The sequence below is a fragment of the Fructilactobacillus vespulae genome, from assembly GCF_047324295.1.
GTDB lineage: Bacteria > Bacillota > Bacilli > Lactobacillales > Lactobacillaceae > Fructilactobacillus > Fructilactobacillus vespulae.
On the sequence record NZ_CP137138.1, the window covers coordinates 130,054 to 156,601 of the forward strand.

Genomic DNA, 26,548 nt, shown 5'->3' on the forward strand with positions numbered 1-26,548 from the left:
ATCTTAAAACGTGGATTTTCCTTTCAAACAAGATTCAGTGGTTTTGAAGAATTAGTTTTAAAAACAGAAAATTATATTTATTGGTATAACAACAGCAGAATCAGAATAGCTATCTAACTATAAGTGTTCAAATTATTGCTATTGGGGAAGTTTTTAAGATAATTTTCATCTACCCTTTTTAATTTTTGTGAAGCATTGCTATAGTAATTCATTTTTGAAAGTAAATCATAATCTCCAACTAAATAAAATTCTTCTTTAGCCCTGGTGACTGCTACGTTTAAAATATTAGGTTTTGAAATTGACCATCGAGCAGATCCTTCACTTTTATGATCGGTTCCAACAACAAAGTAAACAATTTTATTTTCTTTTCCTTGAAAAGTATGGACAGTTCCAATTGAGTTATCGATGAATGATTTTAATTCATCTTTTGAAATTTTGCCTTGTAGCTTAGCCTTGATATCATTTTTAATTCCATCTTTTACAGCAGTAAATGGAGTAATTACATATATGTCATTCAAACTTGCCCCTAATGCAATTCGCAAATTTATGAATTTAGCTAGTATTTCTGTTTGATTAGGAACATATTGGCGTATAGTTGTCTGCCCCTTACAATCAATCCAAAGACTTTCTAGATTATGCTCTTTCTTTTTTGTTCCTTGAATCATCTTGCTTTCGTAAGAAATCATATTAGAAATATCAAACATAGGAGATTGACATCTTCTATGTACCCAAAGTGGAATTCCTATAGTTGTAACTTGATCATTTAGTAATTTGGTTTTATGGATATAGTGACTTCCTGAATCTGTAAAAGTTTGGACAGATCTTGTTTCTGATAAAAAAATATCATTAATTTTGTACAAATCAGTAAGCATTTTTAAAAAAACTGGGTCAATAGTTGAAACTGGTTCAATTTGAGATGGATCTCCAATTGCAACAAATTTTTTTGCTCGCCAAATTGCTCCCAATGCCGAGTATGCTGAGGCTTGACCAGCTTCATCCATAAAAACATTATCCAGTGAATTTTGTCCAAAATTTTTGAACATACTTTGAATACTGGCGGTAGTAGTGCTCATTACCGGAAAGTTTAATTGTGTAATAGCAAATGCATTTTCCAAAATTTCAGTATCTTTTGGATAAGAAAGTTTGTTCCTATTTTTTATATAATACCATGAATTTCTAATTTCACGAGATGCCCCTAAAGCAAACATTTTATGAATATTAATTGCTTCAATAAAAAGATTACTTCTTTTTTCCCTTAATTTTTCTGTTTCCCATGGTGTTTTTAATTGTATTTTAGAATTATCTTTAGAAAAATCGTAAGATTCTAAAATGAATTTATTTTTGGAAATTTTTTCATTTTCATTTTCAAAAATTTGTTTATTTTCTTTAGTTCGTGAAATATCTGTTTGAATTTTTTCGATTTTATTTCTAACACAATTTTTAGTGGTCCACTTAAATCTAAGTAAATTAGCGAAAAACATTTTCAAATTCCAGTGTCTTAAATCAGCTTCATACCTAGATAAAAATTGTTTATAATAATTCATTATTGACTCAAAATTATTTATTTCAGTAATATTATCCTTAAATTGTTTTGACTGTTCATAAATTTCATCTCGACATTTTTCTACTTCATGTAAAGCATCATTAAATTTTCCAATTGCATTATTCCACTCATTTTTATTAAAATATTTTCCTTGTAAATCATTATCTTTTTGTAAAACAACTTCTTGCACTTTATCACGATTTTTTTTTCGTCCCATATGTACGGCAAAAGAACCCCATGAGTTTATTTCTGTACCTAAGATATCTTTTTCAATATTTTTAAAAAAATCGATAGACTGCAACTTTTCCGAAAATTCATTTTTATACTTTTTGTTAGAATGGGTATTTATTTCATCAATATTGGGAAAGTCTTTTGAAATATTTTCAACAGCTGCATTATTATTACTAGTTACAATAATTCCAAATCCTTTTAAATTATCTTTCAATCTATAAGAATTTGGCTTAAATGAATTATCTTGATTATAACTCAAGTCTTTTTTTTCAATTTTTTCAAATCCTTCTTGAGGATGAGAAAATTTAACCATTTCTTTTGCACGTTTGACCATCATATCAGCAAATACGTCCTTCAAAAGAGATGTTTTACCTGTTCCAGGTGGTCCATTAACTGAAAGTAAGTTTTCTGTATCACTTTCAATTATATTTATTGCAACTTGCTGCATTAATGATTGATTGTGTTCTATAGCACTCGGCCATCTACCCAATGGAATATTCTTAATATTTAAAATTTGATTAATTAAGTTTTTATTTTTATCAATCTCTTGCTGATCTTTATCATATCCATGCAAAAACTTTGAGATCATTAAATCATTGTTAGGATTGTCTCTGATAATTTGTAAGTCATCTAAATAAAGACTATTAAGATTAACCGGATCTTTAGTGTAATTAATTTTCCCATAAAAATGTGAATTTTCGGTATAAAATTTTTGTCTCACGAAACAATTTAATTCTTTTAGAAGATCGTACCAGCTTTCTTGATTAGGATTAGCATGATTACAAATTTCTTTGATATCTGTATCTAAAGATTCTATTATTTCATCATGTTCTGTTTTTATGTTTCTAAAATTGTATTTATTTCCTTTTTCTTTTAATCCTTTGAAAATAAGTGCCGAATAAGGAAGAAAAATTTCTTTAAAATTCATATCTTTATCAAAGATAACAGCTAAAGAGAAGTATTTACTACTATCTTCGTTATGTACTTTATCTGTATTAAAATTATTACAAATTAAATCACGTAGATTTTTAGCGGAATAAATTCCTAAATATATTTCAGTTCCTTTTACGTCTTTTTTTTTTGTTATAAAATTAGTATGAATTGTAACTTGTTTGTCATTTTTTTCAAGTTTTCCATCAACAATTTTTTGTTCCATAATCATTGATTCGATAATTTTATTAATTTTTTGGTCTTTTACCACCTTGTTGTCCTCCATTAATATTAGATTATTTTATCCATTCTAGCATACTTAGATAAAATTATTTTTAAACATAACAATTATTAAATTATACATAAACCAAAATATTCCACACTTAATATATAAATGGAAATGAAGTTATAATATTGAACAAATAAAAAAACATCTTCGATGATCTTGATAAAATTAACTATTAATCAGAGTTTTTAACATAATCTTAATATGCTTACTAATTGGTTTTATTGAAATTATGCTTTTGAGTTGGGTTAATAAGTTTTTTATAAAGTAGTAATTTATATCATTTTATTGTAAATTAATAGTATAAACTTTTAAGATTGAGGTATCTAAATGACACCATTTACAATAAAAACATTTTTCCCCAGCGGAGATCCAAGTGGTTTCCGAATCTCAGAAATAACTAACGACTCCCTTCAAGCATTTTATATCCCAAAAGAAGATGTCAAAAAAATTGTAGAATCACGATTAGAGCTAACTTGGAATGGAGTTTATACCTTATTTTCTAATCCATCTAATGGCAATAACGCTTACATTGGAGAGGCCGAAAATGTTGGTAATCGTTTAAAGCAGCATTTAAAAGAAGATACTTGGGAAATTGCCATTATCTTTATTATCAACAATAGAGAACATCAATTATCCAAAGCCGACATTAAACATTTAGAGCACCTAATGTATACCGAGGCAAATAAAATTAATAATATGAATTTAATTAATGCTAATACTCCGCATAATTCATTTGTTTCCGAATCCAGAGTATATGATTTAAAACATATCTTTAAAAACATTGATATTCTTTTACGTTCATTCGGTTATCCTTTATTTAATAAAACGTCAAATTTTCAACAATCTAAATCTATTTCTGATAAAAATTTATTTCACTTAACACTCAGAGATGCAGATGCGTGGGCTTATTATAATTTTAAAACCTCTGAGACTAAAGTTTTAGCCGGTTCAAAATTAACTCCCCAAGACGGTACAATTTCATTTCAACCTAAACAATTCAATGAATTAACGAAAAATGGAATCATCAAAAACAATATTTTCAAGAAAGATTATACTTTTTCATCATCATCAACTGCTGCCAAAACTATCTTAAAAAGAAGTGCCAGTGGACCATTCTCTTGGAAAAATAAAGAGGGAAAAAGCATCAAAGATTTAGCTAAATAAAAATCGCTAAGCATAAAGCTTAGCGATTTTTTTAGTTAAATGGATTATAGAAACGACCCTGATTAAGTTTAAACAATAAGAAAGTTAACAACAGCAAGGCCACCGCCACTAATAACACCATTCCATCCGTCCAGCGAAAATTTTGTGATTCATACCAAGTTCGTTTCTTCTTGCTACCAAATCGACGAAGTTGCATTGCCGTACTGATTTTTTCAATGTTCTCAAAACTCGAAAGAATCAAAGGAATAATGATATTCGTAATTCCCTTCAATTTTTCCAACAGCTTTCCTTTTTTAGATAATTCAATCCCACGAGCTTGTTGAGCATAAGAAATATCCCAATAACTGCGTTGGACATCCGGAATGTAACGCAGTGTTAACGACACCGCATAACTAACTTTGTAACTAATACCCATCCGATTCAAACTTGAAGCAAACAAACTCGGATTGGTAGTCATGATAAAGACTAGTGCCAATGGTACCGTACAGATATACTTCAAAATCACGTTTAAGAGGTAAAACAATTCTTGGCTAGTCACCGTAAAGTATCCGGCATTTATTAACACCGTCTTGGCTCCGTATAATTTTTCGCCGTAGGTTGGTGAAAAAATAAAGACCATGATCACGTTCAAAATGGAAAAGAACAAGATAAACTTCACTACAAAAGAAACTTGGCGCCATTTCAAATCAGAAAGATAGTAGATTCCAATTGAAAGAATGGAAACTAAAACTAAGAAGCGCGTATCAAAGGTGGTCATACAGGCAACGGAAACCAATAAAAAGAAGATTAATTTTGCCGTAGCGTTCACCCGATAGATAAACGAATTTCCGGGATGAAAACCAATTGTATTGTCATCATTCATTTTCGTTTGCCCCCTTTTCCGCTTGGATAAACCGTTTAATTAACTGTTCATCATCAACTTCAACTACCTTCGCTAAGTCCGATAAACTGGTTTTACTTAAACTTGCCGCTTTAATTAACTCATCATTTTTCAAAATAGCAAACGGAGTTGTGTCGGCCAATAATTTCCCGTTACTAAATACCAACGAACGACTCGTATATTCCGTCATCAACTGCATATCGTGGGTAATAATCACAATCGTAATTCCCTGTTCATGCAACTCTTCTAAAAATCCCATGATATTAGTGTAGGTTTCAAAGTCCTGTCCCGCAGTGGGTTCGTCTAAAATCAGTAGTTTAGGTTGTAATACCAAAATAGCGGCAATTGTAACCCGCTTGCGTTGCCCAAAACTCAAGGCGCTAATCGGCCACTTCCGGAAGGGATACAAGCCACAAATCTGCAAAGCTTCATTCACTCGTTCCTCAATTTTGTCACTGTGTCGTAACCGTAGACCTAAAGCAACTTCATCAAAGATGTTTTTTTGCGAAATCATTTTGTTAGGATCCTGCATTACAAATCCCACTCGATTAGCAATTTCTTTGATGGATTCATCGGCTAATGAAGTTCCTTGCCAGGCAATCTCTCCGGTCCCCTTTAAAAAACCACAGACTAACTTCATAATGGTTGATTTACCGGCACCATTTTGCCCGACAACACTAACAAAATCACCACGATTAATGGTAAATGATACATCGTGTAAGGGATGTTGCTGCTGTTTAGAATATTGAAAGCCCACGTTTTCAACCGTAAGTAATGGTGCTACTTCAACTGCTGAAGTCATTGGTTGATATTCTGCTACCCAGTTTTTAAACTTTAATTTATCAGTGTCATTTAAATCAATCTTAGTTAATTTATCAATAACGGGATATTGGTCTAGATCGATGCCAGCTTTTTTCAAAGCACTCACATATAATGGTGGTTCAATCCCATTCTTTTCTAACACATCAGAACGAAGTAATTCATCAACTGAACTATCGCTAACAATTGTTCCTTCGTTAAAGACCACCACGTGATCAATATCTTGTGAAAGCACTTCACCTAGACGATGTTCAATGATTAAGACCGTAAAGTTGAGTTCTTTTTGCAACCGGCTAATCAAATCTAAAATTTGTAAACTTGATTGGGGATCAAGATTGGCTAACGGTTCATCTAACAATAGGATAGGCGCGTTATTTACCAACACTCCGGCTAAAGAAACTTTCTGTTTTTGACCACCAGATAAGGCTTGCGGTGCTTGTTGTAAAATATCGGTGATGCCTAATTCATGCGCCCATTTTTGCACAATTGCTTTCATTTCGGCTTGTGGAACTACATCATTTTCTAGGGAAAACGCAATGTCTTCTGCAGCCGTTAATCCAGTAAATTGGCTATCGGTATCTTGTAACACCGTGGAAATCGAAAAGGAAAGTTCAAATAAAGAAGTTTTTCCCACTTCATGACCCGCAACCGTAGATTTTCCTGTAATCTCACCGTGATCTTCATTTGGAATCAAGCCGTTAATACACTTGGCTAAAGTAGACTTACCACTTCCAGAAGGTCCAACAATCAAACAACGTTCCCCTTCATTAATATTTAGATTAATTTTCTTCAAACTCGGTTCCATTTGACTGTTATATTTAAACGAAAAATCAGTAAATGAAATGATTGGTTGAGACATATTATTCACTCCAACTATTCTTTGCGTAAACTATTATTTTTAACTCTAGTGGCCGCATATGCTTTAATCAAGATGGTTCCAAGGATAGCGACAGAAATCCAATCTAAAGTGGCAGAAAGCAGACCTTGGAAATAAACCTTATTGGCGGGTTCGCTGTAAATCAAAATATCTAACGTAGGTGCAATGGCTGCCCAAATTACATAGTTAGCAATCACTTGAAGCACGTTAAAAGTGATGATTTTTTTAACGCCAAAGTCCCCGTTTTTAATCTTGAAGTACTTGCCGGCAAAACCAATCACTAGTCCAAATAAGGCCGAACATAAAATCCAACTCCACCAAGGGGTTCCATACATCGTAAAGTCATTTAAAGCGTGCCCAATAAAACCAACAGAAAATCCAACTAATGGTCCATAGATTAACGCGAACAACGCTAAGAAAGCATAAGTAGTTGCTAAGTTGGTGTTGGGAAATCCAGTTGGAATCGAAGCAAATCGATCTAAGATTACAAAGATGGCCGCTCCAATCCCGATGGCAACTACATTTTTAACGGATAAATTTTTCATGCTTATTCTCCTTTAGTTTCAATCTTTTTCAAATCAACTTTCCAATCATTTCCAATTCCTAAATCAAAAGCATCAGCAAATGATTGTTGATTCAAAGCAATTCCAATATTAACTAGTGAATTAATGTAGATTAATGGTTCTCCTAGGTTAACATCCGCAAAAGTCTTTACAAACTTAATCTTCTTTTCAAACACGGCTTTACCGCGGCAAGAAATCACCACGTCAAAGTAGTCACCGTATTGCACGTTGTCTTTTTCAAAGAAGCTAAACGGAATATTAGTCCAAACCGAACCATAACGAATATCCAATACATCAATTGTACCTGAAACCTCGTCTCCGTGGTTTTGTGGATCAAAAATATTTAACTGACGGATTTGTTTTGGATCTAATTCATTGGTGAAATTATCAAAGTGAGCGTTGTCAGTCGCTAACTTAGCACCGTTATAAACATAAACATCTCGACCATGGAAAGTATTGCTCTTTTCCGAACCTGGTAAACGATCCGTTGCTTCGTTAATTTCGCGAACACTTTCAATTCCTACATGTTTAGCAATGTGGGTAATGGTTCCGTTATCTGGGGTAATGATAAATTGTCCCGTTTTAGTTTTCACCGCAATACTCTTGCGATTACTACCTACTCCTGGGTCAACCACTGATACAAAGACCGTTCCAGCGGGCCAATATTTCACCGTTTGGTATAGTCGATATGATGCCGTCCAAATGTCGTATTGAGGAATATTATGCGTTAAATCGTAAATATCTAGATTAGGACTAACTGTTTTGGCAACTCCATACATTGCGCTAACCGCCCCATCGTCAAGTCCAAAATCCGTTTGTAATACTAATGAATGTTTTTCAGTCATAATAATCCCTCTTTCTATTTAATATAATTCTATTTTACGGTAATTAACCAACATTAACAATCTAAAATCAAATATAGTTCGCTTTTATGCAAAAATGGTGTACAAAAAAACACCCGCCCGATAAAAAGGACGAGTGCTCGTGATACCACCTTTATTCGTAGATTTCTTGCAAAATCTACCTCAGCAAGTTACTCAATGTTCAGAATAACCTTGTATTAGTAACGTATACAAACCCGTTACTAGCTAAGTCTAATCGTTCGCTAGTAAGACCAGAAAAAGTCCATCTTCAAAAACGCTGCTTCATTCCTTCACACCAGCCAGGAACTCTCTGACAAGCATTGCTTTTTACTCAACTTTAGGTCGTATTTGATTGGTGTAAATGGTACAGGGATTTGGGTGGGATGTCAATGGTTTATGTATGTTTCACAAAATAAGCGTGTGGATTATGTAGTTTATATTATTTATTTAAAAAAATGGGAACGTTCATTGGCAGTGATAAGTTGATTGATATTTTTTAATAATGAACCAATTTTATATTGTTCATTAAGGTCAGGAATATATGCATCTTTTTTTTGAACAATAGAAATATAATGACGATTATGACCAATTTGATGAATATTAAGACTATTTAAAAGAATATAGCAAAAATATATATCATCCTTGTGAGTTGATAAAATCTTTATTGCTGAAGATTTAACTAAAAATGGGAAATTAACAAACTTATTCTCCAAAGTAAAATCATCAAAAATTATAATGGGAATATTTGTATAAATATTTTTTTCATTTGTATATCCCAATAAAAATGATTTGTTTGCCGTTAATACTGGAGTTCCATTACTTCTATATTCTTTTATTTCAGTTATATATTTATCTGGTCTTTCATAATTAAATATATTACCTAACTTACGCTGCTCCCAAAGTTAAGTGTTTAAAATATTAAAAATAATATGCTTTTACATGGGAGCAGCGTAAGTTGAATGAATTTTTAAAGATACCAGAAAATGAATCTAAAAATATAAAAAATTTAGATGAAATATTAACTGTTAAATTAAATCTTGGTGGAGTAGAAGCTGGTAAATCTAGAAAAACTTTAAAAATTGGATCAACAAAATACTATAAAAGAAAATCTGGACAATTTATTTATGGAAAGCAGAACTTTTTTAACGGTGGTTTCGGAATAATTCCTTCAAACTTAAATGGAAGAGTGAGTTCAGGAGATGTTCCATCTTTTGATATATTAAATATCGATAAGTTATTTTTACTTAACTTGCTATCTCGAAAGGACTATTTCAAATCAAAAGAAAGATTTTCTACAGGAACAGGTTCCAAAAGAATTCATGAGAAAACTTTTTTAAATTTTAAGGTTAATAGTTCAAACAACATAAAAGAGCAACAAAAAATATCAAAATTAATTCAAAAAATCAGTCAACTTATCACTGCCAATGAACGTAACGAAAAATCAGATAGTTTTAAAATAACCATCTGACCCTTTCGCCCTTATATTAAACTAGCTAAATGTTTCATAACTTTATCATTGTCTTGATTTTCTAATTCTTGAATTATATGCAGATAAGTATGCTCCGTCGTCGTCATATTAGAATGACCCAACCTTCTTGCCACAGATGCAATACTAACTCCTGCATAAAGCAATAAAGAAGCATGCGTATGTCTTAAACCGTGCACAGAAATTGTTTTTATTTTTGATTTATTACATAACCTTTCTAAATAGTGATTAACCGTATCATTATAGACTTTACCATCAACAAAAATTGGCTTATCATCCGGCAATTTTTTAACTAATTGGGAAAATTGAATCACAGTTTGCCAATCTAAAGGTATTTTTCTCATTGATGATTTATTCTTGGTTGGTGCAAAACTTCCCTTTCCTAGCTTATAATTCCATGTTTTATTAATCGTTAATGTTTGATGAGCAAAGTCAAAATCTCTCGGTGTAACCCCTAGTGCTTCAGCAAATCGTAGACCTGTTTTAGCAATTAAAAGGATAAAGTAATCCCAATTAACCTCTCCTGCAAGATCTAATGAATTAAGTAAAGCTTGTAGTTCATATTGGTGTAAATACTTAGTCTTATGCTGTCTCTGCTTAATTCCTTTTATAATGGCCTTTCTAGTTGGATCCTTTTTGATAAAATCTTCTTCTAAAGCATCAATTAAAGAACTTTTTAAATGACGGTGAAAATCCATCGTAGTCTGTCTTTCATGATTTGCAGCATAATCATTTAACAACTGTTGATACGACAATCTTGTTAAGTCAGACATCATTAAATCAGGTGCTAACATCACCAATTGTCGATGAGTCATTTTATATTTCTGATAGGTTACTTCTCTAACCGCATCCAACTTATATAACTTCATCCATTGCTCAAAATAATCGTAAAACTTAATTTCTTGTACCATTTCTATGTACCTCCATAAAAAAATAGAACAACCACAATTAGTTGTTCCATTAAAAAATAACGCTTTTATGAAGTTTTTTAGTAATTTTAGCTTTCACTCATTGGCAACGTAATTTTTTTATATAAATAAATTTTGCATTAATTGTTTTTTTACTATTTTCAAATTTTCTACTTTATGGTCATTGTCAGTAATAAGTTGATCAATTTTTTTAAATAGTACAACAATCTTACCTTGTTCCTTATTTTTTGGAAAATAAAATGATTGAAGCTTAACAATATCTGAATTTATATTTACTTGGGCACCAGGTTGACCATATTTATTCCAAACATTTTTATAATAATTTAACATTTGAAACATAAAATATATATTAAATTTATTACCAACAAAGACAATAAATCCATCATGTATTCCAATAGGAATTTTATTAATAACAGGTTTACCTACACTTGCTGCAATACTCAATATTAAATGCTCATTTGTTAAAACCCTAGTTTTTTCCATTCCTAATTTTGATAGATGCTGTTCTGTATATTCTATTACTCCATTTTGACTAGTAACATCAGAAATCCTTAACCAACCAATATTACTATCTTTTGAAAACCATTTCTTATCTTTAATAGGTCTTGGAGATGATCCTCTATAAATTTTTGCTAATTCACCTAACTTACGTTGCTTCCAAGGGTCATTAAATTCAGCGAATCTCCATGAAACACTGAAAAGTTGCTGCATCAACAATTTCTTTTCTTGTTTTAGTAAATCACCTTTACGTTCATTGGCAGTGTAAATATTAAATGAACATATTTTGTAATAAATATTTTTTTACTTTTTTTAAATCTTTAATATTACTCCTTTTAATCTTAATTTTTTTATCAATAATATCAAGTATTAATCCAATTTTTTCTTGTTCTTTTTTTTCTGGAATATTAACGAACCACTTTTTAACTTCTGACATTGGAACCAGATTTGTAATAGCAGAGCCGGGATTAGCTTTAGTTAATTTTTTTTGCATAAAATCAGCTCTAATAAAATTAATAAAAAAATTTGAATCAGTAAATTTTTTATTAATTCTAAATCTAATTAATGCTTGATTGAACACTCCTTCTTTTATACCAAATGGAACCTTTGAAATCTTACCAATAGTACCTGCGCCACTCATTATAAAATCGTTAGGTTTTATTTCAAATTTTTTTAATTCTTCAAATTTTTCTTTTGATATATTGTACTTTGTTTCATAGTTATCATAAATAGCATTTCTTTGTTCATAAACAACATAATCACTTTTGGAAACAAAAACATCCTTTTTTAAAGAACTACCAAATGGACCTCTACGAATTCCATCATTTACATCTAACAAAAATTCAAACTTACACTTTAACCAAGGGTTATCAAATCCTTTAAATCTCCAAAATAAATTTAAAAGCATAGTAATTATTAACTTTTTCTCTTCTTTTAATAATTCAATCTTACGTTCATTGGCAGTGATAAGTTGATCAATACTTTTTAATAATGAACCAATTTTATATTGTTCTAAATATTCAGCAGGATAAATTAAATTAATGTCCATTACTTTTTTCTTTGAAATATTATATCTAGATATTCCTTGTGCTAATATTTGTACTTTCTTTCTAAAATAATTTGATCTAAATAAATATCCTAAAAATAAAGAGCTTAATGAATTATTTGGTCTAAATCCAAAGCAAAAACTATTAAGATATAAGTTTGGAACAGTAACCATTAAAACAGATGACATTCCCACTTCTTCAGGAATTTCGGAAGAAATTGTGAATAGTGCATCTCCTTTATTTACTAAATTCTGAGAATTATCTATTCCAATATTATCAAATTTTTCGGTATTAACTATTAACTCATTATCAAAGATATCTTTATATGTTACATATTTTGCTTCACCATGACCAAAGTCATCTTTTGTTTTACCACTTAAACCTGAATAACTGCTACCAACATTACCTAACTTACGCTGCTCCCAAGGGTCAGAAAAGCCTTTAAACCTAATTTTTGGAGTCATTTCATTATTTTCCATTGAATAGCTCCTTAATTTTATCAAGCTGCTGTTGAGCGTCAGCATCTTGACCCACTAAATCGTTCAACATCGTACCAATTTCACCATTTAGACGATTAATTTCAGCATCCGTTTCTTTCATATCTTTAACCAACTTATCCACATCAACTGGTGGTTCTGGCTCAAAAGTATCAACATAACGAGGAATATTCAAGTTAAAATCATTTTCTTTAAGTTCACTTAGATTTGCTTTGTGAGCATATTTATCAACGTTCTCGCGTTTTTTATAAGTTTCAACAATCTTAGTAATGTTTTCTTTAGTTAAAACATTTTGATTACGTTCCTTTTCAAATTCACGACTAGCATCAATAAAGAAAATATCTTCATTAGTTTTATTTTTTTTCAAAATTAAAATAACCGTTGGAATTGATGTTGAATAAAAAATATTTGCTGGAAGTCCGATAACTGCATCAATTTGATTCTTAGCAATTAATTCTTCTCTAATTTTTCCTTCAGCTGCACCTCTAAATAAAACTCCATGAGGTAAAACAATACCCATCGTTCCAGTTGGTTTCAAATGATATAACCCATGTAATAAAAAGGCATAATCAGCTTTTGATTTAGGTGCTAAACGACCATAATCTCTAAACCGTGGATCACTTAATCTATCTTTATCATTATTCCATTTGGCTGAATAAGGTGGGTTCATTGCAACTGCATCAAACTGATATGGTTCTTCCGTTGGCCAATCTGCATCTAATGTATCACCATTGTGAACCTGAATATCTTCGTAACCAACTCCATGTAACATCAGATTCATACGAGCTAAATTATACGTGGTAGTATTTAATTCTTGACCGTGATAGCTAATTGGATAATCACCAGTTACTTGATCAGCTACTGTTAGTAACAATGAACCAGATCCCATTGCTGGATCATAAATACTACGTAATTGCTCAGCACCCTCTTTATGATTAATAGTTACGATTTGGGCGATAATTTCACTAACTGTTCTTGGGGTATAAAATTCTCCCGCTTTTTTACCAGCACTCATTGCAAAAGAACTGATTAAGTATTCGTATGCATCACCTAAAACATCACGGTCTTCATCAAAATCAATATCTTTAAGCGCTAAAATAACATCATTTATGACTTGGCTTGGATTTTTACCTAAACGATTTGAATCAAGGTCAATATCATCAAATAAACCTTCAAAATCTTCCTCTGATTCTTTTCCTTTAACTGATTGTTCTAGATTAAATAATGCTTGCTTTAGGTCAGAAACTTGAAATTGGTGCTTTTGAATTCTAACTACAATCTCATCAAACAAATCATTAGGTTCAATAATATAACCATTGTCGTCATATAGAGAATCTACAATATCGTCATGTTGGTTTTCCCAATATTTTTTATAAATTTCAATTGGATTACCATCTTCACCAGTGGCATCTATTACTGCTTTAATTGTTTTTTCACTTAAGAAGCGATAAAAAATCAATCCCAATAAATAATTTTTATATTCGCTTGCATCCATCTTTCCTCGAAGTACGTTAGCTGAACTCCAAAGCGCATTTTCTAATGTTCTTGATTCGTTTTTATCCATTAATTATCTCCAAATTTTTTTAAATCTTGACTGATAAATTTACGCCATTCATTTTGAATAACACCCTTATAATTTAATAAGTTTAAAAAAGAATGCCCGTTTGCTTCTGCTACAGACTTTTTAGCGGTTCTTTTTACTTCTTTTTCATGCGTAAATTCACCCGTAGATTCATAACTACTTACTAAGCGTTTTAATAGTAATTTATCGATTCCCCATTCATCAGCAAAATCATTAATTGCATCATTTTTTAAATTAGCTATATAAGTAGTATACCTTGTAATCACGTCATACTTATCATCAAATATCTGACCAGTTGCCTTCTCTGATTCAATGAATCTTTCAATATTATCAGCTTCAACAGTTTTACCAGCTTTTCGATATTTCGAAATTATTTCTTCGTACTCTTTTCGTGCCTGTTTATCATTTTTTTCTTTCATTGATTTAGTAGCAATGGTTAATACATAATCTCTATCAATTACCATGTTAGTGATATATACATCATCAAAATCAAATTTAAGGTCATTTTTCTCGGGACCGTCACCTGGAACATCTTCCTTCAATTTTTCTCTAACATTTTGATATGCACTCTGGTAGTAAAGATATTCATCATTAGACATATTGTAATCATCCGCTTGCTCATTCCAATCAAATTCAGAATAAGATGAGATATAGTGTTGTGTCTTAGATAAACTTTTAAATCGACCTAAAAACTCAATTTGTTCTTTTTCAGTACCATTAATTAAATCTTCAGCGTTTTCAGGGGTTGGAACATATGCTTTTAGACCATCAATTTGTTCTTTAAACTGTGCTTGCATTTGTTTAAAGTCTTTTCTAAATACCCGATTGAAAGATCCTTCCCCCGCATATTTTTCAAAAGCATCTTTAGTTCTTGCTTCCATTAATTCTGGTCTTCTGAAGACCACAACGTTTCCCTGAGTTTTATCTTTACTATTCAAACGGTTAGTTCTTGCATATGCCTGTATTAATCCTTGATACTTCATTACTTTATCCATATAAAGAGTGTTCAACCGTGGTGCATCAAAACCTGTAAGCAATCGATTTACCACAATTGTTAAATCAATTTCTTGCTCTGGTTTGAGCACTTGATAAGGTCCTTCATTTCGAGCGGTTCTCTTAGCAACATCATCAATATAAATATCAATATTATCAATATTCCAGGTATTTTCTGCATTAGAATACTGCAAAGAATAATCTTTCATTGCTTCAATTAAACCTGCTCTTTGCATCCTATTATTCTCACCATTTTCATTAATCGAATAAGTAACGGCAATTTTTATAGGATTTTTCTTTTCTTTATTAGCTTCTTTAAATAATTTATAAAATGCTAAAGCTTGGTCAATATTAGAAGTCGCTAACAAAGCATTAAATTGTCTATGTTCTGATTTTCTTGTCCAATTCTTATAGATCCACTTTACTAACTTATTTCGATACTGTTGTGCTTCTTCTGAAGTACCTTCATAAACTGAATCTGGTAAATTAGATTCAGTTTCAAGATCTTCAGTATCTTTATTTTGCGCCGTCACAAGCGTCACATATTCAGCATTAAAATCTAAAATAGCATGATCATTTAAAGCATTACCAATATTATATCTATGCAACTCTTTTCCAAACTGACTCTCAGTTGTTTGATCTTCGGGTGTTTTATTAAAGTCAAAAATTGGAGTACCAGTAAATCCATACCAATTTTGATTTGGAAAGGCTTGTTTAATTATTCGTTGCATTTGTCCAAATTGTGAACGATGAGCCTCATCAACAATAAAAATGAATCGTTTATTTCCAATAACTTTATCAAGCGGTCCTTTTTTACCTTCTTGGTGCCGTTCATTGTTTCTTTCAATCGCAATCTTCATTTTATTAATAGTGGTTGTAATGACTCCATTCTTTGATTTTTTCAACATATCAATCAATTCATGAGTCGATCTAGTTTCAAAAATAGTATCGTCACTATTATGAGCAAAATTACTAAAGTTTTTACCAGACTGATTATCTAATTCAGTTCTATCTGACATAAAAATCACTTGATTATGTGGATCTCTTTGAATTAGAGTAGCAGTTTTATAAGCTGTTAACGTCTTACCTGAACCAGTTGCATGCCATACGTAACCATCTTCATGTCGCATTGCGGAGTCACGAATAGCTTTAACCGCATGAATTTGATAAGGACGCAAAACTTTTAATATTTCTCCATCAGAAACCATATAGTTACTAATAATATTATGTGCCATGGGAATTCTTAAAAATTCTTCAGTAAACTGTTCCCAACCAGAAACTACTTTATTTTTATTATCAAGCCATGAGAAGAAAAATTTTTCATTAAACATATTTGCAGATTTTTCGTTAGCAAAATATTTAACTGCTGTTTCCTTTAATGCAACAAAGATTTGAACTGTGGCAAACAAACCATCATATTTGTTTTCAGATTTATATTTAATAATTTGATTAGACGCTTGTTTTAAATTAACATCCAGCGCTTTTTCTTCAACTTGAATTAATGGAAGACCATTAAATAGTAGAGTTACATCAAATCTTCTATCTGGATCACTAATATCATCAGTTTTTCCAGGACGTAATGCTTGTTGAATGACTTCATAACGCATCCTTCCACCAGCAATATCATCACGCCAAAAAACTTTCAAATTAACTTTTCCTAATTCAGGATTATCACGGGCTATGGTTAGTTCAGCCACATATCCTTTTGTTAAAAAGTTATTTATTTCGGTTGGAGTTTTACCAGAAATTTGACGCATAATTTCCTGCATTTCGTTATCTGTAATATCAACTCCATTTAGTTGATCACGATTATTTTGATTCAATATTTCTCTAAAGTGATTTTCAAGTTCCTTTGGTGTTGCTCTGTCTAAACTAGTATTATGTGTCCATCCGTTTTTCGTTAGGGTTTCTACAAATTCATTTTCAAAAGAAACTTCACTCTGTACTTTTCTTAAGGACATGTTATTTCACCTTACTTAAGTTCTATTTTTAAACACTTAATCTTAGTGTACCAAAAAAATACGCCACTAATTAGTAGTCAATAGCATTTAATTAAACAATTAATCCATAATTAGCAATTTATTATTCAAATACCACTAAAAATTCATTCGATTTTTCATAAAATATTTTTAATTTATAAAATAAAAATATTGTAAAATTATAAAATAATATGATTTTTCTATTGATTTTAGTTGTGCCCAACTATATACTATAAATGTGGGTTGGACGCCCACGTTCTTCCAAGATCATTCTCACTTGGATATTTATTAATTTGTTTTTAATTTACATACTCAAAAAACCTGCGGAAGCAGGCTTTTTTGTTTTAGCTAGCTTATCTATGCTTGCTAACAACGTAATTATTAAGATATCCCTAATTTTCCTAGTTGCCTATTACATTATTATTGACCCATAAAAAACACATGCTATGATATGGGCAGATGCGAAATATTCATGGTTCGCATCCCATTGATTAGTCTTTACTAATCCGTATCTATTGAAAAAATTTACGTATAAATTGGAGAAGCTCATGAAAAAATTAATTTTATTATCTACCGCAGCACTAACCTTATTCAGTCTTTCAGCATGTTCATCAGGTCAAAGTAACAAAGACACTTCTAAAAAACATGATGAAACCACTAAGACCACTAAAAACAAAGACAAAAAGACTAAGAGCACTACTAACAGTGAAAATGGTTCTACCACTTCTAACAACGGTAGCAGCTCAACTAAATCTAACAACAATAGTTCAAAGAGCCAAGCAACTACCAACAAAGATAGTAACAATGGTTCCAAGAACTCAAGCACCACTAACAAAACCGATAACAACAGTTCTAACAATAACCAAGCTACCAACACTACTCCAGCAGCTCAAAGTAGTAACAACAACACTACTACCCCAACTGCTACTGACAACAGTCAAACCACTCCAACTACTAACCCACAAACTACTCCTACTTCCAACACAACTGGAACTACGGACTACAACGTTTACACCAACCCTGGTGAATACGCTAACCGTTGGAACTAAGCAAAAAACTCTTCGTTTTCTAAACGAGGAGTTTTTTGTTTCTCCTCCCTTTGCAAATCACGCAAAAGTTTTATAATAAATAACAACAACTAACTCCGGAGGTTTCCCATGTTTACTAACACCGACTTCAATGTCTTTAACGACCCCACTTTAGATGGTCGTATGGATAAAATTCGTACCATAATTGATCCTAAGTTTGAACAATTTGCCACTAAAGCCCTTGAAATTTTAAAACAAGATGGCGACGACTGGTATGCTCACGTTGCTAAGCATCGAATGCGGAATAAATACGCTCCTGACAATACCTGGGTGGCCTTTTCCACCAACAAGCGCGGCTACAAAATGTTACCCCACTTTGAGTTAGGTTTTTGGCAAGACCATCTCTACCTTTACCTAGCGGTGGAAAGCAACATGAAGCCTAAACAACTTGATGATATTTATCCTAAGTTAGCAGCTATTCAGCCACTGGTTGCCGAACTACCAGACCACTATTTCATCAGTCGTGATCACATGGTTAATCAAACAGTTCCTATTAGTGACTATCCCGACGCAATTGCTGGCTACCAACAATACAAGTCCAACGAGGTTTTAGTGGGAATTAAAATTGACCATACCGACCCACGCCTAGGTACCGAACAACTAGAAACTGATTTATTAAAAACTCTTCAAACCTTAATCCCGCTATACGAAAAATTAAAATAAGCAAAAAAATAGCCAATCGATTTTCAAATCGATCGGCTATTTTTTATTGAAAGTCATTCCATTCCATTTCACCAGTAACTACCTTAGCGCTTAGGTCTAAAGAAGCATCTGGAAGGTCTGGATAACGTTGTTTCATTTTAGTAATGATTTCTTGGCTATTTTTACTTTCATCCATAACTTGCGTGAATGCAGTTACATAATCCTTCACAAAATCAATGTCACTCTTTACAAATTTTTCGTTTGCACCAAAGTGACTAGGAATCATCACCTTGATATCAGCTTGTTGTAATTCTGCAAGGTCTGCAACCCATTGTTTTTGGCTGGCACTAGACTTAGTATCCGCCATAAATTCATGACCACTAGTTGATACTAACGGACCACCTAAAGCTACTTTACCAGTAGCATCGTAAAGAGTTTGTTTCTTAGGATCTGAACCTAAAATGATAAATTTACTACCGGCAAAATCAATTTCATCTTGAACTTCATCAGGAATAATTACTTTTTCTGGAAGGCCATCACCTAAGACGGAACCCCATACTTCTAGTTTGGCTTCGTAACTAGCTTTGATTCTCGCAATGTTTGCAGCAGTTGCGTATACCTTGGCCTTAGGGAAACTTTCTTTCACCGTATTTAAACCAAAGTAGTAATCTGGATCACTGTATGAAATGTAGATTTGTTCAATTTCAATCTGTTTTTCTTTGGCAGTTGCCACAATTTTTTCTGCATCTTTACTAGAAAATTGGGTATCAACCAATAATCCCTTCCCATCTTTTGAAATTAAAACGGCCGTTGCTGTCATAATGGCATCGGGCTTGAAAATGTCATATGTAAATTGATCTGTATTAAATTCTTTTTGTACATAGTTTGTCATAACTATCTCCTCCAATCATTATGTTAAATCTATTATACAACATTAAATTGACTAACATTCCTAATTGCATCTATAGAAATTTCACTGCCCAAATCCAGTTCAACAATTTCATCGTCAAGCTGTTTGATGGTCGTTTGGATTTCTAGTGGTCGTAGCTCCTGATCCAATTCGTTTAGTTGGATTATTACGCTTTGTTGTTTCTCAAATGCTCGTACCAAGTTTTTCTTAATCTCAATTACCGTTTGTTGTGGTTTAACTTTCACCACGTGTTTGGTCTGTTTTTCCTGTTTGGCAATTGCCACCGTGTGGTCTGATAAATAAAAACCCTGCCATTTCATCATACCCCGGTCGTGATAATCATATTTAAAAAATTGATCGACTAGCCTTTGATCAAATTGTTGCTCATTCAAGTTGGTTTCGCTTCCTTTGTATCAATCGTTGCGAACTAGGCCACTTTTCCCCGGTAAAGCCCACAAATTTAATGGTTAACTGCGTCTTTTGCCGTAGTTTTTGTAACAATAATTCTAAATAATGTAAGTCATAGGTTTCCAAACTATGGAGTGGAATCGATTTTAACCGTTGCCCCACTCGCTGGCTGTTAAAGAAAAAATTATAATGTTGATCGTACGGATCATTAGCAATTTCAATCCAATAATGGGTCCGAGAAATCCGTTTAAAATATTTTGTTAGTCGTTCTGTAATTAACTTCAAATCTTCATTCATAACTATTACCTCCGTTATGGCCACCGACCAATTTAGCTCGCTCTAAAGCGGTTCCTCCACTCGTCAAACTATTGGCGTAGACCAATTTTGAAAAACCATATTTCCGGTGAATATTATCGATAATCGAATTTAGCTGGTTTTCCTTAATCTGGGGTTGGACGTTCGTAAACAGATTAATTTGTTGTCCCCGATTAGGTCGTAATTTACTACAATAAACCGCTACGTTTCGAATGGCTTCTCCCTCCCAATTATTGCGAAACATAACTAACAATTGCTTTACAATTTCCTTATTATCATCCGTTTCTTCAATTGTCATTGCTTGGTGAAAGCCGGTCTTTCCCGCAAGTTCACTCGCATGGTACGAAAATCCAATTCCTAGTGATAAACAACCGGCTAGTTTTTGATGACTACGCACTCGTGATGCCACCTGCTGCCCAATTTCTTTGAGGACCGTTTCAATCTCTGCTTGGTTTTGGTAGTCCTGGGGTAACACCTGAGAATTACCCAAACTCGCTGACTTAACCACCGGCTTCTCCCGGAGCTTCGATCGATCAACTCCCCAAGCCGTGGCAAATAATTGCGAACCAATGATTCCTAAATGTTGTTTGATAAAGTACGGATTGGTATGAGCCAAATCATTCATATTATAAATATTAAGCTGATTTAACCGTCGTGCCGTTCGCTTTCCAATCCCCCAAACATCCGTCAAATTTTCAATCGTCCAAATCTTTTCGGGAACATCGTTAAAATGAATCTCACCAATCAACTCTTCGTTGTGCTTGGCATACACATCTAACGCTAACTTAGCCTGGATTGGATTATCTCCTATCCCCACCGTGGTGTATAATCCCAGTTCTTTACGAACCGTTTTTTGGATTAAGCGGGCCACTTCCCGGGGATTATCGCCAAACAAGTGCCATGAATTGGTCATATCCAAGATACTTTCATCAATTGAATACGGCCAGACATCTGCTTCTGGAGTAAAGCGGCTAAACAACTGGTTAATCTCCAGATTCTTTTTAATATATAGATTCATCCGTGGTGGCACGACCTGTAATCGTGGATCTTCCGGTAAATCTCGTTGGCGTGAAACGTTGGCCTTTAAATGAAACAACTGCTTAGCCTCCGGAGAAGTTGCTAAGATTAAGCCACCATTGGTATTTTCCGCTTCACTCATCACCACTAGTGGTACTTTGAGCGGGTTAAAACCGCGTTGTACTGCTTCACAGCTCGCATAAAATGACTTATTATCAATCAAAAAATAGACCCCGCGAGGTTCATTTGGCATTACCATCTCACAACTCCTCCTAACCAATTTGCTATGGATAGTTTATCACATTATACGAACATATGTTCTAAAAGGCGTAAAAAAAACGACAAACTTTTCAATTTGTCGTTGCCTGCTATTTAAATAAATATCTGATTCCCGCTTCAATCGTGGTATTGCTAAAGGTAGGAAATTGTTGCCGAAACTTTGTATCAGAAAAACGATTACTTTCTTCGTAACGTGGTAATAGCTCTTGCAGTTCGCGTAAGTTCTCGTTCACTAAGCTACCTAGCTTAAACTGCCACTTTTTCACCACGCGGTATTCAATTGGTCGTTGAGTCAACATCTTGATGTGTTCGATTAGTTCTCGATAGGTCACCGGTTCGGCACAAGGTAAGTGCCAAGTTTGTCCGTAAGCTGTGGTAGTGTTACCAATCAAAGCCATCGCCCGGCTAGCATCCGGTGTCCAGATTAGGGTACGCAACGTATCGTCATTAATCGGAATCAAAGCTTCTTTACCTGCCTTAATCCGGTCAAAAATCATCGTGTTCGTAATACTTTGGGTTTTTCCAGGACCATAAAACTCTGGAGCCCGACAAATCACCGCTTCTAGACGATGATGTTTCATTTCCGTTAAAATCATTTCCGCTAATTCAGCACGAACGGTTGATTTTCGTCCCTCGGGTTCAAACGGACTGTTTTCGGTTTGAATAGCATCCGTTTTGGCGTACATATAGGTGTTATCAAAGTAGACTAATTTAGCTTGTGCTGTTTCACAAGCTTTAATCACGTTTTTGATCATCTTAGGGAAACGTTTTTCCCACATTGCTGATTTCATGGGCAAGCCAGCTGTAAAATAGACAATCTCACTCCCTTTTACAGCAGCAACGGTTTCTGCCTCGTTTAACAAATCAGCCGCCACTAATTCATCAGTTTCGTTAACTTTTTTGGGTTTTCGACTAACTAATCGAATGTCTTTCGTATATTTACTATGCAATTCTTTGGCAAGCTCTTGTCCTATCTGACCATTACTTCCTAAAATTGTTTGCATCATTGAACCTCCGCTAAAAATCTTTTCGCAACTGCATGGGCTGAAAATGGGTTTTGCCCGGTAATTAAGCGCCCATCTTGAATCGCAAATTCACTATAAAAACGTTTCTTGGTAAATTTTGCTCCTCGTTTGGTAGCCATCGCTTGGTTTAAAAATGGAACCACGTTTTGCTTTCCGGCAATAATTTCTTCTGCCGTGGTAAATCCAGTAACTTGTTTGTTCTGAATTAGATAGTTCCCTTGCGCATCAGTCAAATTAAATAACCCGGCAATTCCGTGACACACCGATAATAGGTAGCCACCCTTTTGATAAATTGCTTCGGCAATCTTTTGTAAGCCCTGGTCATCAGGAAAATCCCACATTACTCCATGACCACCCGTATAGTAAATGGCAAAATAGTCGTCCGGATTAACCTCACTAGGTTTTAAGGTCTGACACATTCCTCGTTCAATGAAATCATTAGTTTCATAAACCTGCATAATCTCTGGGGTGGTATACTTCATACTTCTAGGGTCTAGAGGGACAAAACCACCCTTAGGACTAACATAATCAACTGCGATATTTGCTTTTTGCATGTCCGCTACAAACTCAACACTTTCCCCTAACCACAGACCGGTGGGTTTATCGGTGTTTCCATAATGTGCGACATTTGTTTCTACTATTAATACTTTTTTCATTTTATTCTCCTAATCATATTATAAACATTTAACCGATATTTATCTAAAAATGCAATTAAATTAACATAAAAAAGACCCTTATTAACTAATTGTTAATAAAGGTCCATGGTCACTAATATTTCTTTCCCAAAATATCCAAACTATAGTCATTGCCATCCATAATGGCAACATCTGGTAAATGGGCCCATGGTTCAAAACCAAAGTGTTTAAATAATCCCTGACTGGGTAGATTATGCGCGAAAATGAAGGCTAAAATCGTCGTGATTCCGAGTTGTTTTACCTGCGATTCCACAAATTGAATTGCCGCCTTCCCGATGCCATGATGTTGTTTCGTTGCAGCTATATAAATTGAAATCTCAGCCGTTTTTCCATAGGCTGGACGTCCATAGAAAGCTTCCAAAGAAACCCAACCCACGATTTCATCATCCAACATGATTTTCCAAATCGGATAGTGATCTGGGGTAAATGCGGCAAACCACTCCTTACGACTAGCCACTGAAACTGGTTCGGTATCAGCCGTGGCTAAGCGAGTCGGCACCGCCTGATTATAAATAGCGACAATGATTGCTAAATCATTTGCTTGTGCTAATTCAAATCTCATTTTAATCCTCCAAAGCTTCTCGAAGTCTTTCTTCCTCTTTAGAAATCCGCATCCGAATTACTAATTTCAAAACTTTAACGATGATAGTTGCAACCACTAACGTGAAGGCAATCGTGATTAAAGTTGCCCCGACTTGAATTCCCAGTAGATGCCAACCACCACCTTCAAATAAACCATTTTCGGCGATATCTGGATTAACGGTCTTCGTGGCAAAGAGTCCGGTCATGATACTACCGACAATCCCAGAAATCCCGTGGCAACCAAAGGCATCCAAGGTATCATCAACCTTGATAATGGGTTTGATTTCATTAATAAAGAAGTAACTGGTAGCCGTAGCCACTAACCCAATTGCCATCGCTCCACTAATAGTTACATACCCACAGGCTGGTGTGATAGCAACCAAACCACAAACGGCTCCGGTACAGATTCCAATTAAGGAAGCATTTCGTTTCATGAAAACGTCCAAACAAATCCAAACTAACATAGCAGTGGCAGTAGCTACCGTGGTGGTCAACATCGCCTGCATGGCAATTCCGTTCATTCCTAAAGCTGACCCGGCGTTAAAACCGTACCAACCAACCCACAGCATCGAAGTTCCTAATACCACCCAACTCAAGTTAGCGGGACTTCCCGTTTGCTTAATCAAGCGTGGTCCTAAGAACCAGGCTAGTACTAACGCGGTGATTCCGGCATTAATGTGGACCACTAAGCCCCCGGCAAAGTCGAGCGCACCAAAACTTTGCAGGAAGCCTCCACCCCAAACCATGTGCACCATCGGATAGTAAATGAAGATTGACCATAAAATTACAAAGGAGATTAAGAATTTAAAGTCCATCCGTCCCACAATTGCTCCCACAAATAAGGCTGGCGTAATGATGGCAAACATCATCTGGAAAATTAAATAAGTAATGTTATTAATTTTGCCACTCGCAAAGGTAGAAGCCGCATCAAACTTAACGTTATGCAACATGAAGTTATGCAAATCACCAATAAAATTCCAATTATTGCCGGAAAAAGAAAGGGAATATCCCATAATCACCCACAACAATACAGGAATACTACACATAATAAAAACGGACATCAACGTATTATTGACTTGTTTTTTCGGAACCATTCCACCGTAGAAGAATGATAGTCCCGGAGTCATAAAAAAAACTAAGATCGAGCAAATAAAAATAAACACCAGATTGATATCCATTAGAAAGCCTCCATATCAGCATTAAAAAATAATTAATGTGGATAGTATAGCCTTTTATTTTAAGAAAAAAAGCTTTGATGTCGTCAATCGTGACATCAACCAATTTTTTATGTAAAAAAGAGTGGACTCTGTTAATACAGAACCCACTCTTTCATTTTATTTAAGCTGTTTTTTGCGTGTCATCAAAAATCGAATAATTCTTTCGATCTAGGTATCTAGCTCCGACCGGCGTTGCGTATAACTTCACTCCGTCTTTTTCAAACATTTCCAAGTCAGAAATACGTTTCATTAAGCCACGTGCTTCATTATCGGTTAAATTTTGATTAGCATAGTTAAATTTCAAGCTACGTACTTTGTGTTGTTCTGTTTTAAATACTAATTCTAAGACCTTCATAGACATTCTCCTTTTTATTCAGCAATTACGTTAGTGTCGTTAAGCATAACCTTTTGGAAAGTATCTCCAGATAAATCGGCTAACACTTCTCCAAATTTAATCAATTTTTCTTCAGAAACATTGGCAACTAAGTTAGGATAATTTTGACGTACTCCCTTTTCATGACCATCTCCAATCATGGTGTAACTTGCAGTTGATTTAATCCAGCTCTTTTTCATATCTCTTCTCCTCTTGGGTAGTTATTTTTATTTTGTAATCGGTTGGCCAACCCTTACATCTACTAGTAACGAAATGGACCCCTCGATGTGTCACCCCAAATTGGTTTTATTTTCGTTTTAATTTTCAACCGCCATTGGTACAGGGTTTTTCGGGAAACATTTAATTCGACTGCTAGTTGAGAAATAGTCTTACCTTCGATAAATAATCCGTTCAATAGCCGTCTTTCATCAGCGCTTAAATAGGTCAGAACTTTTTCATAGACCAACTTCGTTTCACTATTGGCACTAACCTCATCGGTAAAAGCTAGGTTAGCAAAGGGGTCGTCTACCCCCCCCGGGATTTCTATCCCTTGTTGCAAGCGGGTTTGGCGGCGTAATTGATCTAACAATTTCCACTTAATTGATTGATAAATATAGTTCAACAACTGTTTTTCGTTGTCGTAGTCATGGGGATATTTTAAATAAGCATCTATAAATTCCAAGCGTGAATCTTGGACTAAATCCTGATAATGGTCCTGATAAGGACGAATATTCAATCGTTTCAACACTCCAAAAATCACTACTTCGTGATCACCAGCCTGCATAAACGCAAAAGCGGTCTGTTCCGTTCTCATATTTTCCAAATAAA

Annotated in this window: 26 protein-coding genes, 1 pseudogene and 1 other annotated feature; of the genes and pseudogenes, 5 read left to right on the plus strand and 22 right to left on the minus strand. The window is 33.8% G+C overall.

Features of this window, described 5'->3' with window-relative positions:
• Complete coding sequence (locus tag R4B61_RS00750; RefSeq protein ID WP_413628264.1) at positions 1-117, plus strand: IS3 family transposase; 117 nt, start codon at positions 1-3, stop codon at positions 115-117.
• Here the strand turns inward: R4B61_RS00750 and R4B61_RS00755 are convergent.
• Entirely contained in the window at positions 114-2,975 is a 2,862-nt protein-coding gene (locus tag R4B61_RS00755; protein WP_413627755.1) for a DEAD/DEAH box helicase, read from the minus strand. The genes R4B61_RS00750 and R4B61_RS00755 overlap by 4 nt on opposite strands.
• Before the next feature lie 345 nt (positions 2,976-3,320).
• On the opposite strand from R4B61_RS00755, the gene R4B61_RS00760 reads away from it, so the two are divergent.
• Positions 3,321-4,157 (plus strand): GIY-YIG nuclease family protein, encoded by an 837-nt coding sequence (locus R4B61_RS00760; RefSeq protein ID WP_413627756.1) that lies wholly within the window; start codon positions 3,321-3,323, stop codon positions 4,155-4,157.
• A gap of 31 nt (positions 4,158-4,188) precedes the next feature.
• Here R4B61_RS00760 and R4B61_RS00765 read toward each other — a convergent pair whose 3' ends face one another.
• The 5 genes and pseudogenes from R4B61_RS00765 to R4B61_RS00785 form a co-directional block, all read right to left on the minus strand.
• A complete protein-coding gene (locus R4B61_RS00765) occupies positions 4,189-5,019 on the minus strand; it encodes an energy-coupling factor transporter transmembrane component T family protein (RefSeq protein WP_413627757.1) in 831 nt (276 codons plus the stop codon).
• The gene (locus R4B61_RS00770; protein ID WP_413627758.1) at positions 5,012-6,715 is read right to left on the minus strand and encodes an ABC transporter ATP-binding protein; all 1,704 of its coding nucleotides are present in this window, start codon (positions 6,713-6,715) and stop codon (positions 5,012-5,014) included. Before R4B61_RS00770 ends, R4B61_RS00765 begins: the two co-directional genes overlap by 8 nt.
• A gap of 14 nt (positions 6,716-6,729) precedes the next feature.
• Positions 6,730-7,278 (minus strand): ECF-type riboflavin transporter substrate-binding protein, encoded by a 549-nt coding sequence (locus R4B61_RS00775; RefSeq protein WP_413627759.1) that lies wholly within the window; start codon positions 7,276-7,278, stop codon positions 6,730-6,732.
• Positions 7,279-7,280: 2 nt separating this feature from the next.
• Positions 7,281-8,141 carry an S-adenosyl-l-methionine hydroxide adenosyltransferase family protein gene (locus R4B61_RS00780; protein WP_413627760.1) on the minus strand — a complete coding sequence of 287 codons (861 nt, stop codon included), beginning with the start codon at positions 8,139-8,141 and terminating at the stop codon, positions 7,281-7,283.
• A 122-nt stretch (positions 8,142-8,263) separates the two neighbouring features.
• Positions 8,264-8,511, minus strand: a binding site (T-box leader).
• A 91-nt stretch (positions 8,512-8,602) separates the two neighbouring features.
• Positions 8,603-9,046: pseudogene (locus R4B61_RS00785) on the minus strand (restriction endonuclease subunit S); the annotation flags it as partial.
• Between the two features lie 68 nt (positions 9,047-9,114).
• On the opposite strand from R4B61_RS00785, the gene R4B61_RS00790 reads away from it, so the two are divergent.
• Positions 9,115-9,627 (plus strand): hypothetical protein, encoded by a 513-nt coding sequence (locus R4B61_RS00790; RefSeq protein ID WP_413627761.1) that lies wholly within the window; start codon positions 9,115-9,117, stop codon positions 9,625-9,627.
• A gap of 11 nt (positions 9,628-9,638) precedes the next feature.
• Here R4B61_RS00790 and R4B61_RS00795 read toward each other — a convergent pair whose 3' ends face one another.
• The 5 genes from R4B61_RS00795 to R4B61_RS00815 all read right to left on the minus strand — a co-directional run bounded on the left by R4B61_RS00795 (position 9,639) and on the right by R4B61_RS00815 (position 17,151).
• On the minus strand, positions 9,639-10,556 hold the full coding sequence (locus R4B61_RS00795; RefSeq protein WP_413627762.1) for a tyrosine-type recombinase/integrase: 918 nt from the start codon (positions 10,554-10,556) through the stop codon (positions 9,639-9,641).
• 117 nt (positions 10,557-10,673) lie between these two features.
• Positions 10,674-11,285, minus strand: coding sequence for a restriction endonuclease subunit S (locus R4B61_RS00800; protein ID WP_413628265.1), 612 nt, complete (start codon positions 11,283-11,285; stop codon positions 10,674-10,676).
• A gap of 58 nt (positions 11,286-11,343) precedes the next feature.
• Complete coding sequence (locus tag R4B61_RS00805; RefSeq protein WP_413627763.1) at positions 11,344-12,597, minus strand: restriction endonuclease subunit S; 1,254 nt, start codon at positions 12,595-12,597, stop codon at positions 11,344-11,346.
• Complete coding sequence (locus R4B61_RS00810) at positions 12,587-14,179, minus strand: type I restriction-modification system subunit M (protein ID WP_413627764.1); 1,593 nt, start codon at positions 14,177-14,179, stop codon at positions 12,587-12,589. Before R4B61_RS00810 ends, R4B61_RS00805 begins: the two co-directional genes overlap by 11 nt.
• Positions 14,179-17,151, minus strand: coding sequence for a type I restriction endonuclease subunit R (locus R4B61_RS00815; RefSeq protein ID WP_413627765.1), 2,973 nt, complete (start codon positions 17,149-17,151; stop codon positions 14,179-14,181). Before R4B61_RS00815 ends, R4B61_RS00810 begins: the two co-directional genes overlap by 1 nt.
• A 566-nt stretch (positions 17,152-17,717) precedes the next feature.
• On the opposite strand from R4B61_RS00815, the gene R4B61_RS00820 reads away from it, so the two are divergent.
• Both R4B61_RS00820 and R4B61_RS00825 read left to right on the plus strand, forming a co-directional pair.
• The gene (locus R4B61_RS00820) at positions 17,718-18,218 is read left to right on the plus strand and encodes a hypothetical protein (protein ID WP_413627766.1); all 501 of its coding nucleotides are present in this window, start codon (positions 17,718-17,720) and stop codon (positions 18,216-18,218) included.
• A gap of 108 nt (positions 18,219-18,326) precedes the next feature.
• Positions 18,327-18,920, plus strand: coding sequence for a DUF1054 family protein (locus R4B61_RS00825; protein ID WP_413627767.1), 594 nt, complete (start codon positions 18,327-18,329; stop codon positions 18,918-18,920).
• 43 nt (positions 18,921-18,963) lie between these two features.
• Here R4B61_RS00825 and R4B61_RS00830 read toward each other — a convergent pair whose 3' ends face one another.
• The 11 genes from R4B61_RS00830 to R4B61_RS00880 form a co-directional block, all read right to left on the minus strand.
• Positions 18,964-19,791: an MBL fold hydrolase gene (locus tag R4B61_RS00830; protein ID WP_413627768.1), complete on the minus strand. Its 828-nt coding sequence runs from the start codon at positions 19,789-19,791 to the stop codon at positions 18,964-18,966.
• A 32-nt stretch (positions 19,792-19,823) separates the two neighbouring features.
• Positions 19,824-20,201 carry a hypothetical protein gene (locus R4B61_RS00835; protein ID WP_413627769.1) on the minus strand — a complete coding sequence of 126 codons (378 nt, stop codon included), beginning with the start codon at positions 20,199-20,201 and terminating at the stop codon, positions 19,824-19,826.
• Positions 20,194-20,514, minus strand: a complete 321-nt coding sequence (locus R4B61_RS00840; RefSeq protein ID WP_413627770.1) for an acetyl-CoA carboxylase — start codon at positions 20,512-20,514, stop codon at positions 20,194-20,196. The genes R4B61_RS00835 and R4B61_RS00840 overlap by 8 nt, the downstream gene beginning before the upstream one ends.
• Positions 20,507-21,808, minus strand: coding sequence for a Y-family DNA polymerase (locus tag R4B61_RS00845; RefSeq protein WP_413627771.1), 1,302 nt, complete (start codon positions 21,806-21,808; stop codon positions 20,507-20,509). The genes R4B61_RS00840 and R4B61_RS00845 overlap by 8 nt, the downstream gene beginning before the upstream one ends.
• 109 nt (positions 21,809-21,917) lie before the next feature.
• On the minus strand, positions 21,918-22,832 hold the full coding sequence (locus R4B61_RS00850; protein WP_413628266.1) for an NAD-dependent epimerase/dehydratase family protein: 915 nt from the start codon (positions 22,830-22,832) through the stop codon (positions 21,918-21,920).
• Positions 22,832-23,509 carry a type 1 glutamine amidotransferase domain-containing protein gene (locus R4B61_RS00855; protein ID WP_413627772.1) on the minus strand — a complete coding sequence of 226 codons (678 nt, stop codon included), beginning with the start codon at positions 23,507-23,509 and terminating at the stop codon, positions 22,832-22,834. The genes R4B61_RS00850 and R4B61_RS00855 overlap by 1 nt, the downstream gene beginning before the upstream one ends.
• A 112-nt stretch (positions 23,510-23,621) precedes the next feature.
• The gene (locus R4B61_RS00860) at positions 23,622-24,116 is read right to left on the minus strand and encodes an N-acetyltransferase family protein (protein ID WP_413628267.1); all 495 of its coding nucleotides are present in this window, start codon (positions 24,114-24,116) and stop codon (positions 23,622-23,624) included.
• A complete protein-coding gene (locus R4B61_RS00865) occupies positions 24,112-25,308 on the minus strand; it encodes an ammonium transporter (protein WP_413627773.1) in 1,197 nt (398 codons plus the stop codon). The genes R4B61_RS00860 and R4B61_RS00865 overlap by 5 nt, the downstream gene beginning before the upstream one ends.
• A gap of 160 nt (positions 25,309-25,468) precedes the next feature.
• Positions 25,469-25,702 carry a DUF2922 domain-containing protein gene (locus R4B61_RS00870; RefSeq protein ID WP_413627774.1) on the minus strand — a complete coding sequence of 78 codons (234 nt, stop codon included), beginning with the start codon at positions 25,700-25,702 and terminating at the stop codon, positions 25,469-25,471.
• A 14-nt stretch (positions 25,703-25,716) separates the two neighbouring features.
• Positions 25,717-25,920 carry a hypothetical protein gene (locus R4B61_RS00875; RefSeq protein WP_413627775.1) on the minus strand — a complete coding sequence of 68 codons (204 nt, stop codon included), beginning with the start codon at positions 25,918-25,920 and terminating at the stop codon, positions 25,717-25,719.
• A 62-nt stretch (positions 25,921-25,982) separates the two neighbouring features.
• On the minus strand, positions 25,983-26,534 hold the full coding sequence (locus R4B61_RS00880; RefSeq protein ID WP_413628268.1) for a sigma-70 family RNA polymerase sigma factor: 552 nt from the start codon (positions 26,532-26,534) through the stop codon (positions 25,983-25,985).
• Positions 26,535-26,548 lie beyond the last annotated feature (14 nt).

Coding starts and splice junctions, on each gene's coding strand:
- R4B61_RS00825 (WP_413627767.1), top strand. CDS start 18,327: ATGTTTACTAACACCGACTTCAATGTCTTTAACGACCCCACTTTAGAT.
- R4B61_RS00800 (WP_413628265.1), bottom strand. CDS start 11,285: ATGCAGCAACTTTTCAGTGTTTCATGGAGATTCGCTGAATTTAATGAC.
- R4B61_RS00795 (WP_413627762.1), bottom strand. CDS start 10,556: ATGGTACAAGAAATTAAGTTTTACGATTATTTTGAGCAATGGATGAAG.
- R4B61_RS00865 (WP_413627773.1), bottom strand. CDS start 25,308: ATGGATATCAATCTGGTGTTTATTTTTATTTGCTCGATCTTAGTTTTT.
- R4B61_RS00850 (WP_413628266.1), bottom strand. CDS start 22,832: ATGCAAACAATTTTAGGAAGTAATGGTCAGATAGGACAAGAGCTTGCC.
- R4B61_RS00870 (WP_413627774.1), bottom strand. CDS start 25,702: ATGAAGGTCTTAGAATTAGTATTTAAAACAGAACAACACAAAGTACGT.
- R4B61_RS00840 (WP_413627770.1), bottom strand. CDS start 20,514: ATGAATGAAGATTTGAAGTTAATTACAGAACGACTAACAAAATATTTT.
- R4B61_RS00770 (WP_413627758.1), bottom strand. CDS start 6,715: ATGTCTCAACCAATCATTTCATTTACTGATTTTTCGTTTAAATATAAC.
- R4B61_RS00855 (WP_413627772.1), bottom strand. CDS start 23,509: ATGAAAAAAGTATTAATAGTAGAAACAAATGTCGCACATTATGGAAAC.
- R4B61_RS00805 (WP_413627763.1), bottom strand. CDS start 12,597: ATGGAAAATAATGAAATGACTCCAAAAATTAGGTTTAAAGGCTTTTCT.
- R4B61_RS00845 (WP_413627771.1), bottom strand. CDS start 21,808: ATGGTAATGCCAAATGAACCTCGCGGGGTCTATTTTTTGATTGATAAT.
- R4B61_RS00775 (WP_413627759.1), bottom strand. CDS start 7,278: ATGAAAAATTTATCCGTTAAAAATGTAGTTGCCATCGGGATTGGAGCG.
- R4B61_RS00815 (WP_413627765.1), bottom strand. CDS start 17,151: ATGTCCTTAAGAAAAGTACAGAGTGAAGTTTCTTTTGAAAATGAATTT.
- R4B61_RS00875 (WP_413627775.1), bottom strand. CDS start 25,920: ATGAAAAAGAGCTGGATTAAATCAACTGCAAGTTACACCATGATTGGA.
- R4B61_RS00765 (WP_413627757.1), bottom strand. CDS start 5,019: ATGAATGATGACAATACAATTGGTTTTCATCCCGGAAATTCGTTTATC.
- R4B61_RS00880 (WP_413628268.1), bottom strand. CDS start 26,534: ATGAGAACGGAACAGACCGCTTTTGCGTTTATGCAGGCTGGTGATCAC.
- R4B61_RS00810 (WP_413627764.1), bottom strand. CDS start 14,179: ATGGATAAAAACGAATCAAGAACATTAGAAAATGCGCTTTGGAGTTCA.
- R4B61_RS00760 (WP_413627756.1), top strand. CDS start 3,321: ATGACACCATTTACAATAAAAACATTTTTCCCCAGCGGAGATCCAAGT.
- R4B61_RS00780 (WP_413627760.1), bottom strand. CDS start 8,141: ATGACTGAAAAACATTCATTAGTATTACAAACGGATTTTGGACTTGAC.
- R4B61_RS00830 (WP_413627768.1), bottom strand. CDS start 19,791: ATGACAAACTATGTACAAAAAGAATTTAATACAGATCAATTTACATAT.
- R4B61_RS00820 (WP_413627766.1), top strand. CDS start 17,718: ATGAAAAAATTAATTTTATTATCTACCGCAGCACTAACCTTATTCAGT.